15 protein-coding genes and 1 pseudogene are annotated in these 12,162 nt (G+C 53.1%); 4 read left to right on the forward strand and 12 right to left on the reverse strand.

Translation table 11 applies throughout. The features are described 5' to 3' along the window. Positions 1–93 precede the first annotated feature (93 nt). On the reverse strand, positions 94–744 hold the full coding sequence (locus ABD028_RS01890) for a glutathione S-transferase family protein (protein ID WP_343841079.1): 651 nt from the start codon (positions 742–744) through the stop codon (positions 94–96). A gap of 94 nt (positions 745–838) precedes the next feature. Here ABD028_RS01890 and ABD028_RS01895 point away from each other — a divergent pair, with 94 nt between their 5' ends. After that, a complete protein-coding gene (locus tag ABD028_RS01895) occupies positions 839–1,816 on the forward strand; it encodes a helix-turn-helix transcriptional regulator (protein ID WP_102798071.1) in 978 nt (325 codons plus the stop codon). Between the two features lie 87 nt (positions 1,817–1,903). Next, positions 1,904–2,386: a YehS family protein gene (locus ABD028_RS01900; protein ID WP_343841082.1), complete on the forward strand. Its 483-nt coding sequence runs from the start codon at positions 1,904–1,906 to the stop codon at positions 2,384–2,386. 4 nt (positions 2,387–2,390) lie between these two features. On the opposite strand, the gene ABD028_RS01905 is transcribed toward ABD028_RS01900, so the two are convergent. Further along, complete coding sequence (locus ABD028_RS01905) at positions 2,391–2,753, reverse strand: VOC family protein (RefSeq protein ID WP_343841084.1); 363 nt, start codon at positions 2,751–2,753, stop codon at positions 2,391–2,393. Positions 2,754–2,855: 102 nt separating this feature from the next. Between ABD028_RS01905 and ABD028_RS01910 the strand changes: the two genes are divergently transcribed. Further along, positions 2,856–3,134 carry a hypothetical protein gene (locus ABD028_RS01910; RefSeq protein WP_343841086.1) on the forward strand — a complete coding sequence of 93 codons (279 nt, stop codon included), beginning with the start codon at positions 2,856–2,858 and terminating at the stop codon, positions 3,132–3,134. Continuing rightward, complete coding sequence (locus ABD028_RS01915) at positions 3,124–3,363, forward strand: helix-hairpin-helix domain-containing protein (protein WP_102798075.1); 240 nt, start codon at positions 3,124–3,126, stop codon at positions 3,361–3,363. The genes ABD028_RS01910 and ABD028_RS01915 overlap by 11 nt, the downstream gene beginning before the upstream one ends. Here the strand turns inward: ABD028_RS01915 and ppnP are convergent. From ppnP to ABD028_RS01965, 10 genes and pseudogenes are all read right to left on the reverse strand, one after another. Beyond that, complete coding sequence (ppnP, locus tag ABD028_RS01920) at positions 3,360–3,674, reverse strand: pyrimidine/purine nucleoside phosphorylase (RefSeq protein WP_102798076.1); 315 nt, start codon at positions 3,672–3,674, stop codon at positions 3,360–3,362. The genes ABD028_RS01915 and ppnP overlap by 4 nt on opposite strands. A 148-nt stretch (positions 3,675–3,822) precedes the next feature. After that, complete coding sequence (locus ABD028_RS01925; protein ID WP_425542046.1) at positions 3,823–4,098, reverse strand: cation:proton antiporter regulatory subunit; 276 nt, start codon at positions 4,096–4,098, stop codon at positions 3,823–3,825. Next, a pseudogene (locus ABD028_RS01930) lies at positions 4,075–4,998 on the reverse strand (ATP-grasp domain-containing protein); the annotation flags it as partial. The pseudogene ABD028_RS01930 and the gene ABD028_RS01925, both read right to left, overlap by 24 nt. Positions 4,999–5,182: 184 nt before the next feature. Then, on the reverse strand, positions 5,183–5,437 hold the full coding sequence (locus ABD028_RS01935) for a hypothetical protein (RefSeq protein WP_343841090.1): 255 nt from the start codon (positions 5,435–5,437) through the stop codon (positions 5,183–5,185). A 424-nt stretch (positions 5,438–5,861) separates the two neighbouring features. Beyond that, positions 5,862–6,725, reverse strand: coding sequence for a sugar phosphate isomerase/epimerase family protein (locus tag ABD028_RS01940; RefSeq protein ID WP_343841093.1), 864 nt, complete (start codon positions 6,723–6,725; stop codon positions 5,862–5,864). 23 nt (positions 6,726–6,748) lie between these two features. After that, complete coding sequence (locus ABD028_RS01945; RefSeq protein WP_343841095.1) at positions 6,749–8,476, reverse strand: GMC oxidoreductase; 1,728 nt, start codon at positions 8,474–8,476, stop codon at positions 6,749–6,751. Between the two features lie 12 nt (positions 8,477–8,488). Beyond that, positions 8,489–9,088 carry a gluconate 2-dehydrogenase subunit 3 family protein gene (locus ABD028_RS01950; protein WP_343841097.1) on the reverse strand — a complete coding sequence of 200 codons (600 nt, stop codon included), beginning with the start codon at positions 9,086–9,088 and terminating at the stop codon, positions 8,489–8,491. After that, positions 9,085–9,798, reverse strand: a complete 714-nt coding sequence (locus ABD028_RS01955; protein WP_343841247.1) for a 3-keto-disaccharide hydrolase — start codon at positions 9,796–9,798, stop codon at positions 9,085–9,087. The genes ABD028_RS01950 and ABD028_RS01955 overlap by 4 nt, the downstream gene beginning before the upstream one ends. A gap of 53 nt (positions 9,799–9,851) precedes the next feature. Beyond that, the gene (locus ABD028_RS01960; RefSeq protein WP_102798081.1) at positions 9,852–10,463 is read right to left on the reverse strand and encodes a gluconate 2-dehydrogenase subunit 3 family protein; all 612 of its coding nucleotides are present in this window, start codon (positions 10,461–10,463) and stop codon (positions 9,852–9,854) included. Further along, positions 10,463–12,148 carry a GMC oxidoreductase gene (locus ABD028_RS01965; RefSeq protein WP_343841100.1) on the reverse strand — a complete coding sequence of 562 codons (1,686 nt, stop codon included), beginning with the start codon at positions 12,146–12,148 and terminating at the stop codon, positions 10,463–10,465. The genes ABD028_RS01960 and ABD028_RS01965 overlap by 1 nt, the downstream gene beginning before the upstream one ends. Between the last annotated feature and the right edge of the window lie 14 nt (positions 12,149–12,162).

Genomic DNA, 12,162 nt, shown 5'->3' on the forward strand with positions numbered 1-12,162 from the left:
AGACTGCCATGTGTTGTTGCAGTCTGCTATTCCCGGGCCGCGCCTGACATAAAGGCTTAAAGCCAGACCTTACGTGTTTTCTGCATGGAGCTGTTATTTTTGGGCGTCAGCTTGCGCCTGATGTTGTTCAGCCCATTGCTGGTCCAGCGTCTGCACCTTCAGTGCGCTGGGGCGGCTACAGACCCTGTCTACATACTTGGTGATCACCGGCAGGCGCGGCAGCATCTCGAACATCAGCCCCCAGGTAAACGCACTGCCCCATAAGATATCCACGGCGCTGATTTTTTCTCCCAGCAGGTAGGGCTGATTACGTAGCGGCGTCAACACGGTTTCCAGCATGGTATGTTCATCGCAGTATACTGAGGTGGACTGCGGAGCAGGCTCTCTTTGCATAAATTTGTCTACCATAGCCGGCTCATAGCAGGCTGCGTAGTAAACCATCCAGCGTAAATATTCCCCGCGTTGCGGGTCGTCAAAGGCCGGCGCCAGATGACACTGCGGATACAAATCTGCCAGGTAAATAAAAATCGCCACCTGCTCGGTAATAATTTTGCCCTTGTGACCCAGGGCTGGCACCTTACCCAGCGGGTTGATGGCAAGATAATCGGCCTGGCGCTGCTCACCGGCTTTGATATTAATCAGCTTTAATTCATAGGGCACCTGCATCTCTTCCAGCAGGGTCAGAGCCACTGACGAGCGGGATTGCGGGGCATGATAAAAGGTCAGAGTGGATGGTTGGGACATAAATTTTCTCTCCTGTTGATGACTAGCGGTTAGCTATTGCCAACAAGATACGGCACCATACCTGTCAGTTTGTGTCAGGTTTAAAAAAGAATTTATGCGTGCCAGTCGATTGCTTTCCATTCTTATTACCTTGCAGGCCAGAGGGCAGGTCACCGCGCAGCAGTTGGCAGAGGATTGTCAGGTTTCCCTGCGCACCATCTACCGGGATATGGACGCCTTAAGTGCCGCCGGTATTCCGGTGTATGCCGAGCGCGGTAGCGAAGGGGGCTATCGACTGGTGGAAGGGCATCGCACCCAACTCAATGGCTTGTCAGGGGATGAGGCCGAGGCGCTGTTTATGCTTGGGCTGGCGGGCCAGGCCTCGGAGCTGGGGCTGGGTAATGCGGTAGCCGATGCCCAGCTTAAACTACTGGCTGCCTTACCGGCCAAACAGCGCGGTGATGCCCAACTGATGAGCAGCCGTTTTTATCTGGATGCACCTGCCTGGTTTGGCGAAGCAGATCATCCGGTTTATCTGGCTGCCCTGAGCGATGCCGTGCGCAGGCAACAGAAAATTCAGGTGCGTTATCGCAGTTGGCAGGCAGAGAAGGAACGGGTTATTGCCCCTTTAGGCCTGGTGCAAAAAAGTGGGCAGTGGTATCTGGCCGGTCAGGTTGGCGAGGACATACGCACTTACCGGGTGGCCCGTATCCTTGAACTTGAGGTGCTCAGCGAAAGTTTTGTGCGGCCACCTGATTTTAATTTGCCGACCTATTGGCAACAGAGCCTGCAGCGTATGGAAGAACAGCTGTATAACCAGACCGCGCTGGTGAAACTCTCAGAGTCGGGCCGCCGGTGGCTGAAAGCCTTTTTATCGCCTTATCAGTTGCAGCGTTGTGTGGAAATGGGTGAGCCAGACAGTCAGGGCTGGCAGCAGATGCAGATACCGGTGGGCTCTGTGTCACATAGTGCCAGCGAGCTTTTGCGGCTTGGTGCAGAGGTGGAAGTGCTGTCACCGCAAGCTCTGCGCACACAGATGCAGAAAATGGCCGAGGCACTGGCCAGGCTCTATGTTGTCCAGGATCAGGCCTGACGCTGGTCTGTCACCATTTAGCCCGCCTTGTTATACTTAACGCCCGCATCTTCGTGTTGAACATGCTGAAACCGATTAGGATCTATTTTGACCAACAACGACATTTTACGACGTGTTCGCTATGCCTTTGATTTTAAAGATAACGCTATGGTGGAGATCTTCGCTGCGGCGGATCACAAGGTGTCGGTTCAGCAACTGCACAATTGGCTGAGAAAAGACGACGACGCGCAATTTGTGGCCTTGAGCGATGCCGAGCTGGGGTTGTATCTGGATGGGCTTATCAACACCAAGCGAGGTAAACGTGAAGGCGAGCAGCCCGTAGTAAAAGAGCGTCTTAACAACAATGTGATATTTCAGAAGTTGCGTATTGCCCTGAATATGCGCGCCGAGGATGTGCTGGAAACCATGCAACTGGTGGACTTTCGTTTAAGCAAACACGAGCTGAGCGCGTTTTTCCGTAAGCCCGACCACAAGAATTACCGGGAATGCAAAGATCAGATCCTACGTAACTTATTAATGGGGCTGCAGCGCCAGTTACGTCCGCAAAGCGACAGCCCTTATCCAGAGTAAAGGTTTACTGATCAGCCCCTTTGCCCGGCTCCCACAGCTCAATCGGGTTACCATCCGGATCGTGGATGCGGGCAAAGCGGCCTATCTCTGAATCCCATTCTGCACGGGTTTCAATGTCGATATTGGCTTGCCTTAGTTGTGCCAGCATGGCGTCCAGATTTTGCACACGAAAATTGATCATCCACTGCTGATTGGCGGCAAAGTAATCAGTGTCTGCAGAAAACGGCATAAATACTGTGGGACCGCTTTGTTGTTGCCACACCGACTGCATAATATCCACGCCCAGGTGACGGCTATACCAGTCTGCCAGGGCGCTGGGATTCTGGCTTCTGAAAAATAGCCCACCAATACCTTGTACCTTTTCCATTTGTGTTCCTGCAGTGCGTGTTGACCTTCTGAGTATAAACCAGCCTTTCGGTAAGCGTCTGACCGGGATAAGATAACACCAGCTTTATTCAACGGAAACGCCATGAAAACAGAGGAATTGCAAGCCTGGCAACAAACCCGCGCCGCGGGCAAAGGTAAGTTTATCCTGATTAACGCAGTTGCCTGGGGTTTACCCATGTTGTTGATTATGTTGTATATCAATCAACCCTTTGTCGACGGTTGGTGGTCCAAAGCAGTGTGGGTGCATCTGTTAGTCTGGCCACTGGCCGGGTTGGCCTTTGCGTTGATTCTTTGGCATCTTACCGAACGCAAATATCAGAGAGCGTTAAAGCAGCTTAAGGAAGAGCATCATGGGCTTTAATCAACAGGAAAAGGCCGCCCTGCTGGCCGTTAAAGGAGTCGGGCCAACGGTTGTCAAACGTTTCGAGGAAATCGGTATTGACTCTTTTGCCATGCTGGCCGGATATGAACCAGCCACCATTGCCCAGCGGGTCGCCTCTATGTTGGGCAGCAACTGCTGGAAAAACAGCCCACAGGCACTGGCTGCGGTTGCTGCTGCCATTGCCAGAGCCAGGCAGCCCTTGGATTAATCGGCAAGGTAGCTGCAGCAATAATCGCTCACATCTTCCACTTTGACCTGAAAAGCGGCATTGGCCGGCACATAAAATTGCTGGCCGCCGGTGAAGACTTGCCAGTCCTGGTCGGGCAGCTTGACCTGCAGTCTGCCAGCCTGAATCTCCATCAATTCTTTTTCGCTGGTGGCAAATTCATATTCTCCTGGTTGCATAATGCCCAGGGTTTTGCGGCTGCCATCCGCGAAAACCACCGTGCGACTGGTGACCTTGCCGTCAAAATAGATATTGGCCTTGCGAATAATTGAAACCTGATCGAACTGGGACATGGCATTTCCTTGGGGTTACTCAATGAGCAGATAATGTGACGCCCCTGGATGGGGCAATCAAGTTCAATTGCTGCTCAGTCAGAGCAAAAGGTTATACATTGCCGCAAGCGCCTGCCGTCAGCCTGTTGCTATGACTGCCATCCTCCGTTCAGGGTAGCGGTGCAATCAGCGGGCTGCGGTTTTCAATGGTTTTAGGTGGAATCAGGGTGCGCATCGACTCCAGCTTGCCGAAACACAACAGCTTGTCTCCGGCTTCTAACACCCGGCTGGCTTTGGGGTTGGGAATGACCTTGCTACCGCGGTACAGGGTCAGCACATTAATATCCAAATCATGCAGACCTGACTCCTGCAAGCTTTTGCCCAGTAAATATGAGCCTTCCGGCAGGATCAGTTCACTGACTCCATAGCCGCGGCTAACGGTCAGGCGCTGGCGAATATCGATTTCGGGAAAATCCACCTGGGCACCAATATAGTCAATGATGGCGCCGGCAATATCCAGATGGGTGCAGCTCTCAATGCCCTGCAATCCTGGTGACGAATTGACTTCCATAACCTGTGGCCCGTCTTTGCCTTCCAGCATATCCACACCAGCGATTTGCAGGCCCAGAATCTGGGTGGCACGAATGGCCGTCTCTGTGTAATGCTCATCCAGCTCTACTGGTTCAGCCAGTCCGCCGCGGTGCACATTGCTGCGAAATTCCTGGCCCTGCGCCACCCTGCGCATCGCCGCCACCACTCTGTTGCCCACTACTATGGCGCGTATATCTTTACCTTTACTCTCAGCCACAAACTTTTGCACCAGCACGTTCTGTTTCTGGCTTTGCAGCAGTTCAATAATGGCTTCGGCATTTTTGTTACTTTCTGCCAGCAGCACGCCGATGCCCTGAGTACCCTCAATCAGTTTGATAATAACCGGGGCATCGCCAACCCGGCCAATGGCCGGTAGCACATCTTTTTTATCGCGCACAAAGTTGGTTTTGGGAATGCCCACATGGTGGCGGCTCAGGTATTGCAGCGAACGCAGTTTGTCGCGGGAGTTCAAAATGCCATGGGCGCTGTTGGCGCAAAAAATCCCCATTTCCTGAAATTGCCTGACCACTGCGGTGCCAAAATAGGTAATAGACGCGCCGATCCTAGGTAATACCGCATCATAGTCGGTGAGTTGCTGCTGGCGATAATACAAAGCTGGGGTTCCGCGCTCCAGGTCAATGGCGAACTTAAGCGTATTAAATACTTTAACCTTGTGTCCTTTCGCTTCTGCGGTCTCTCTGAGGCGGCGGGTGCTGTAGTTATGAGGTTCGCAAGAGAGTATGGCCAGCTTCATATTGAGTATCCTTTCTGAGGCAAAGAACCCTAACAGTAGTTGATGTGCTGACTTTCTCCAGTGTCAGATTTGTGAAACTGGTACTTAAAGACTGTCAATTGGACTTCATTGACGACCAGTATCTCTGATGAGTGGTTTGAAAGGAGGCAGCCTCCAGGAAAGCTGCCTCCGCGTGGTCTGTGAGCTAAATTGTGCCGTATGCAGTGCAGCTGTATACAGGCTCCCATACATTCGGTGGCATGGTACAAATTGCATAGACATTGGTTGCGGCCGGATACCTGGCAAGTAACCCATTAATTGCATTTTGTTTAGCCTGTGCTTCTGATGTGCGTGCAGGTCCCCAATGATAGGTAACTGTTGCTGCCTGGGCGATGCCGCTCAGCGTTAATGCACAAAGTAATGCGGTTGTAGAAGCGAATAGAGTGGTTTTTTTCTTCATGTTCAGTCCTTTTAAAGCGAAGAGTGGGTGATTTAGACGCCTGATGAAGGCCTTGAGACTACGCCTCCAGCATTTGTCTTAGATATTTATGCAAAGCCATATGCATGTTGCTGCCGGATGTAGCATAGAAAACGAGCACGCCTGTCAGCAAAATAATAGCTAGAGTGATTACAAACTACCTGTTAAATCCCCGCCATTTATGGTGATAAACATCCTAAACACGCGCATCGATACTTAACCATGCGCAAAACCATCCTACCGATACTGTGTGATTTGTAAACAATAAAATTTGCACATAAGGGTGAATGTGTAACCAATATTGTGGAGAGCGCTAAATGCTTGAAATGTGGATGGGGCGAATAGATCGTCCCATCCGCCAGCCATGCAGGAAGAGCATCCTGTTTTTACAGTCGTGCCTGTATAACTATTTTGTTGTTTTTCTCCAGCGCTGAATCTCTTTATCCAGGCCCTGCTTGGACTTTTCCACCGCTTGCATTGGCGTCAGATTATCCGGATATTCCTCCTGCTCCACCACCAGCCAGTGGGTGCCGCCCACTTCAATATTGGCACTAAGCAACTGTTGCCAGTTGATACCATCCTGGCCGATCAGGGTTTTCTTACCCTTGTCACTGTCGCGCAGTTTGGCCTTGTAGTGCGTGGTCAGGGTGCGACCGGGGTAGGACCGTACATAGGCCGCTGGATCATGACCGGCAAAATAGCTCCAGCCCACATCCTGCTGCAACACTAAATCGTCTGGAGTATGACTGGCAATATAGTCCCACAAGGTTTTACTGCCGTGCCCCCCGGAAGAAAATTCCTGGGCATGGTTGTGATAGCCAAAGTGCAGGCCATAGGCACTGACCAGTGGGTAGAACTGATTTAAATCCGCTACCGTCTGTTTAACGGTATCGGCGGCAAAGGCCCGCTCATCCCAGGGTACAATCAAGGTCGGGCAGTTCAGGGCCTGATAAAAGGCCAGGGTGCGATAGCGGTTGGTTTCATTTAAGGCATCAAAGCCAATATGGGCACCGGAGCAGGCCAGGCCCAGTTCATCCAAACGCGCCTTGAGGGCAGCGGGCTGGTCGGCATAGGGGCCAAAAACACCGGCAAATTCCACTCCCTCGAAACCCATGGCGGCCAGCTTGGCCAGCGTGTCGTCGATATCCCGTTTGATGTCGTCTTTTACCGACCAAAGCTGCACGCTGATTTTGGGGAACTGGCTGTCAGCTTTAACCATGGCAAAGGGCAACAGGCAAAACAACGCGGCCAAAAACGGACGTTTTTTCATAATAAATCCTTAGGTTGAAGGCGCTACAGGCGCCCGGCTTTAAACTGGTCAATGGCATAGTGAGCTGCCCTGGCGGTCAGGGCCATAAAAGTCAGGGACGGGTTCACCACCCCTGACGAACAAAAACTGGCACCATCGGTGACAAATACATTGGGCACATCGTGGCACTGATTAAATTTATTCAACACCGACTGCTTGGGATCCTGTCCCATTCTGGCGCTACCTACTTCGTGAATGGCCAGACCCGGCGGGGCCTGAGTGGCCTGGGCCTGAATATCTTCAAAACCGGCCACCTGCATCATGCGTTTAATGGTCTCGGCGGCGTGCTGCATCATGGTCAGTTCGTTATCCGACCAGCGGCAATTAAAATGCAATTGCGGAATACCCCACTTGTCTTTTTTGCTGGGATGCAGGCTAACCTGATTATCTGCCCGGGGCAGCATTTCCCCCTGCGCCCCCATCCAGATCTGCCAGGGGCCAGCCTGGGTCAGGCTTTGCTTAAAGGCTTCACCAAAACCATCCTGCTGACTCATACCCTGCCAACTACCGCGCGTGGCCCCACCGGCCAGGGCATAACCGCGTACAAAATCCTTATGATAGCGGGACGGCTCAAAGTGAAAGTTGGGAATATAAATACCTGTCGGGCGGCGGCCCCGGTAGTATTCCTGCTCGTAGCCCGGAATGCGGGCTGAAGCCCAGGCATTGTAATTATGATCCATCAGATAGCGGCCCAATACACCCGAGGAATTGGCCAGGCCATTGGGGAAGGTCTTGCTGGTGGAGTTGAGCAGAATTTGAGTCGAGCCCAGGGTTGAAGCACATAAAAACACGATCTTGCCGCGGTATTCACGCTGACTGAGATTGTCGTTGTCGACCACCCGCACGCCGGTGACACGCTGTTTGGATTCATCAAAAATCAGGCTGTGCACCACGCTGTTTGGGGCTATATGCAAATTGCCGGTCCGGGCTGCTGCTGGCAGGGTGGCACTTTGGGTGGAAAAATATGCACCAAATGAGCAGCCGCGGTAGCACTCGGAACGGGCCTGGCAAGTAACCCTACCCAGTTCCAGATGAATCTGGCTGGGCTGGGTAAGATGGGCACAGCGCCCCACCACCATGGGTTTGTCGGGAAAATGCTCGGCCACAGTGGCCTGAAAGTCCAGCTCGGGTTTGGTTAGCTCAAAGGCGGGTTGGCTGATACTGTCAGGCAGTTGTGGCAGATTGTCGCGGGCGGCGGCAATACCGGCAAAGGTTTCTACATAGTCGTACCAGGGCGCCAAATCCTTATAGCGAATGGGCCAGTCGATACCATGGCCGTCTTTGGCGTTGGCGGTTAAGTCATAATCACTCAATCTGAAGGTCTGACGTGCCCACAGCAGGGACTTACCGCCCAGTTGATTGGCCCGTATCCAGCTAAACTCGGTGCCGTCTTCGGTGCTGTAGGGCAGGTCGCGGTCATTGCCAAAGAAATGCTTGGTGGTATCGTTAAACGCATAACACTGCTGTTGAATGGCCTGATGTTGCATGGTCAGCAGATTGTCGGCCACGGTGCGGGTCGGATATTGCCAGGGGCCTTTGCCCTCGGTGGGATAATCCTTACGATGTTCTACCAACCGGCCCCGTTCAATCAGCAGGGTTTTCAGGCCAGCTTCACAGCATTCCTTGGCAGCCCAGCCACCGGTGATACCCGAGCCCACCACTAATACATCAAATTCCTGATCGGACTGCTGAACTATGTTGTTATCTTGCATCTGCGCTGCCTTTTAAAACGGAAAACCGCCGCTGTATGCCTTACCGACCGAGGCGTAGGCAATAGAGCCTTTAAACCCGCCGGGCACCGGGTCGTATTGGAGTAACTGCGTCATACCCACCTTGCTGGTAAAAAAGCCAAACACCAGTAGTGCTTTAAGTTGCTTAAAGGCTTTTGTATCGGCGCCATCAAAGCCCGACTGGCTGCTTTCCAGTGCTTGCAATAGTGTCAGTTGCTGTTGCGTTGTGGCATCAGTAAATGGCAGGCTCAGCAGTGCCTGGGCCCTGGTGATGATTTTATCCAGAATCTGCTTGACCGAAGTCTGAGTCTCGGTTGCAAAACAGTGCTTTAACTGATTGTCCACAAACCAATGACTGTCCGTGGCTAATGCGCCGGGGGTATCGGTTTGAGGAATAGTCAGATCGCCAATAATGGCCAGCACGCGCATTTGTTCAGCACTGAAGACCTGCAGTTGGCGCGGCGCAGACTGGGCAAACGCCATGGCCACCGATAGCGCATTGCCACCTAATAAACTCTGGGCCGCCTGTACGCCAAACAACACCCCAAGTCCTTTCAGCAGACTGCGGCGCTGGATTACCAAACTGCTGGTCATAGCGGGCGTACCCAAATATTACGGAAGCTGACCAGATTACCGTGGTCCTGCAACTGGATAGGGGCACAGCCGTGGGCTTCATAGCTGGGCTCGCCTACCCACACCGTGTTGCCCTGAATTTCCGTATGGTTTTGCACCACTACACCATTGTGTAGCACGGTGATATAGCCAGGACGGCTGAGTTTACTGCCGTCAAATCGGGGCGCGGTGAAGATAATGTCGTAGCTTTGCCATTGCCCGGGCGAGCGCATGGCGTTTACCAGCGGTATCACCTGCTTATACAGGGCGCCCGCCTGGCCATTGCTGTAGGTGCGATTCTGGTACGAGTCCAGGATCTGAATCTCGTAGCGCTGCTGCAGAAATACACCGCTGTTGTTGCGCTGTTGCCCCTGCATGTTGGGATCGGGTTCAGGCACCTGCCATTCCAGATGCAACTGAACGTCGCAGAATTCTGCCTTGCTGCGAATATCACCGCTGCCGGGTTTGACGGTCATCACGCCGTCTTTTACTGTCCAGGCAGCGTCACCGCCTTTTACACTTTGCCAGGCGTTTAACCCGGCCCCGCCAAACAACACGGTGGCATCGGACGGAGGCGCATTGTCCGGCGCTGCGATAATCTGCGGCTCAGGCTCCCAGACTTCGGTTTTCTGTGCTTGCTTTTCCATATCGCTCTGGGCCCAGGCACTGTGACTGGCCAGTATCAGCCCCATGGCTAAGCTGGATAGTTTGCTGCTGTTCATGGTTATTCTCTTTATCGGTAAAATCAGGTCGCCCAAGCTTTGTCACCTTTTTGATACGGAAACTCACCGTCATAGCGGCCGGGCACGGCCACATAGCGAAGCACTTTGGTGGCGCCTATCTCTGAAGTAAAAAAGCCCAGCAAGGTCAGTTGCTTAAACAAGGTGAAATAATGTGGCAGGGGGCGGGGCTGATCCGGTCTGCCGCCGGGGCGGCCCAACTCCCAATGGTCAATCTGGTTTTCACGGTTATACTGATACGCGGCTTCATTCAGCCCGGATAACAGGCTATGGCGCTGTGCATTGTCCAGCAGTAAAAACGGCTTACCGAAACGGGATTGCGCTTCGCTGTTAATCTGTGTCATACCTTGCTTAAACAATGCCTGCTCGGCAGGTAAATAACAATCGGCGACCCAGATGGCCATGATACGCCCTACGTCGGCGTCTTTTGCCCCTGGGGTATCGGTGCGCGGAATAATGCAGTCGGCGATGTCGTTTAAATAGGCCAAATCTTCAGCACTAAAACCGGCTGCTTTGAGTGGTGTGGCGCTGGGCACGGGTGTCCAGGCCAGGGCATTACCGACAAAGGCCGCCCCGGTTGCGGCGCCAATAAACTTGAGTAGTTCGCGTCTGTCCATCACAGGTTTCCTCGCTTCAGTTCTGCCACTGCATAGTCTGCCGCTCTGGCGGTCAGTGCCATATAAGTCAGGGATGGATTCACGCAGGAGGCGGACGTCATACAAGCACCGTCGGTGACAAAGACATTCAGCGCGTCCCATACTTGATTGTGTTTGTTCAGTACCGAGGTCTTGGGGTCACGGCCCATGCGGGCCGTTCCCATCTCGTGAATGCCCATGCCAGGGGCATAATCGCTGTCATAGCCCCGCACGTTTTTCAGTCCGGCTGCTTCAAACATTTCCATCGCGTCCTGCTGCATATCTTTACGCATCGCCAGCTCATTGGCTTTAATTTCTACGTCTATGGCCAATACCGGCAGTCCCCATTTGTCTTTTACCTGGTGGTTCAAATAAACCCGGTTTTCGTGGTAGGGCAGCATCTCACCAAAGGCTGACATACCAATGCCCCAATGCCCCGGCTCGGTCATGCCGGCTTTGAGCGTGGCACCAATGCCCAGTTCAGCAATATCCTTCTGCCAGCCCTGACGACCGGCACTGCCCTGATAACCAAAGCCACGTAAATAGTCGCGTTTGTCATTGTGCCAGTTACGAAAGCGCGGAATATAGAAGCCAGCGGGCCGCCGACCAAAAGTATATTTATCCAGATAGCCTTCCACATCGGCAGACGCGCCAACGCGGAAATGATGATCCATCACATTGTGACCCAGTTCGCCGCTGCTGCTGCCCAGGCCGCCTTCCCAGATATCGGTGGCGGAGTTCATCAACAACCAGGCAGTATTCAGGGCCGAAGCGTTTAAGAAGACAATTTTGCTCTTGTACTCAATAACCTGGTTGGTCTGTGCATCAATAATCTCGACCCCGGTCGCGCGTTTCTTATCTTTGTCATACAACACCTTTGAGACAATAGAGAAGGGACGCAGGGTCAGGTTGCCGGTTTTCATGGCGGCCGGCAAGGTGGCCGATTGGGTGCTGAAGTAACCACCAAAGGGGCAGCCCAGCCAACATTTGTTTCGATACTGGCAGTTTGCCCGGCCCTGTTCCGGTTTGGGTTCGGTCATATTGGCGCTACGACTGTTAATCAGGTGGCGAGTGCCCTTAAAGGCTTTTTGCAGTCGCGCGGCCACGTCTTTCTCCACGCAGTTAAGGGGAATCGGCGCCTGAAATTGCCCGTCTGGTAATACGTCCAGGCCATCCCGGTTGCCGCTGATACCGGCGAAACGTTCTACATAGTCATACCAGGGCGCCACGTCTTCATAACGAATAGGCCAGTCTACCGCGATACCTTCCTTGCCATTGGCCTGAAAATCCTCGGGGTTCAGGCGGTAGCTCTGTCGGCCCCACAGCAGCGAGCGGCCGCCCACATGATAGCCGCGAAACCAGTCGAAACGTTTGTCTTCAATGTAGGGGGCATCTTTTTCATTGGCCCACATGCCAAAGGTGGATTCATTTAGCGGGTAATCACGGCGGATGACCGGATAGTCGAGCTTCATCTGCTGGGTGGGAACATCGCGGTGCGGGTAGTCCCAGGCTTCTTTATGGGCATTTTTGTAATCCTTGATATGCTCAATATTCTGGCCGCGTTCCAGCATCAGCACCCTCAGGCCCTTTTCGCACAGTTCCTTGGCGGCCCAGCCGCCACTGATACCCGAGCCCACTACAATTGCGTCATATTCATTGACTGACATGGTCTTTTACCTCT

Source organism: Bowmanella denitrificans, from assembly GCF_039522935.1.
Lineage (GTDB): Bacteria > Pseudomonadota > Gammaproteobacteria > Enterobacterales > Alteromonadaceae > Bowmanella > Bowmanella denitrificans.

What these genes read in the sequence shown, in the direction of transcription:
- ABD028_RS01890 (WP_343841079.1), bottom strand. Translation starts at nt 744, where the DNA reads ATGTCCCAACCATCCACTCTGACCTTTTATCATGCCCCGCAATCCCGC.
- ABD028_RS01895 (WP_102798071.1), top strand. Translation starts at nt 839, where the DNA reads ATGCGTGCCAGTCGATTGCTTTCCATTCTTATTACCTTGCAGGCCAGA.
- ABD028_RS01905 (WP_343841084.1), bottom strand. Translation starts at nt 2,753, where the DNA reads ATGGAAAAGGTACAAGGTATTGGTGGGCTATTTTTCAGAAGCCAGAAT.
- ABD028_RS01910 (WP_343841086.1), top strand. Translation starts at nt 2,856, where the DNA reads ATGAAAACAGAGGAATTGCAAGCCTGGCAACAAACCCGCGCCGCGGGC.
- ABD028_RS01915 (WP_102798075.1), top strand. Translation starts at nt 3,124, where the DNA reads ATGGGCTTTAATCAACAGGAAAAGGCCGCCCTGCTGGCCGTTAAAGGA.
- ppnP (WP_102798076.1), bottom strand. Translation starts at nt 3,674, where the DNA reads ATGTCCCAGTTCGATCAGGTTTCAATTATTCGCAAGGCCAATATCTAT.
- ABD028_RS01935 (WP_343841090.1), bottom strand. Translation starts at nt 5,437, where the DNA reads ATGAAGAAAAAAACCACTCTATTCGCTTCTACAACCGCATTACTTTGT.
- ABD028_RS01940 (WP_343841093.1), bottom strand. Translation starts at nt 6,725, where the DNA reads ATGAAAAAACGTCCGTTTTTGGCCGCGTTGTTTTGCCTGTTGCCCTTT.
- ABD028_RS01945 (WP_343841095.1), bottom strand. Translation starts at nt 8,476, where the DNA reads ATGCAAGATAACAACATAGTTCAGCAGTCCGATCAGGAATTTGATGTA.
- ABD028_RS01950 (WP_343841097.1), bottom strand. Translation starts at nt 9,088, where the DNA reads ATGACCAGCAGTTTGGTAATCCAGCGCCGCAGTCTGCTGAAAGGACTT.
- ABD028_RS01955 (WP_343841247.1), bottom strand. Translation starts at nt 9,798, where the DNA reads ATGGGGCTGATACTGGCCAGTCACAGTGCCTGGGCCCAGAGCGATATG.
- ABD028_RS01960 (WP_102798081.1), bottom strand. Translation starts at nt 10,463, where the DNA reads ATGGACAGACGCGAACTACTCAAGTTTATTGGCGCCGCAACCGGGGCG.
- ABD028_RS01965 (WP_343841100.1), bottom strand. Translation starts at nt 12,148, where the DNA reads ATGTCAGTCAATGAATATGACGCAATTGTAGTGGGCTCGGGTATCAGT.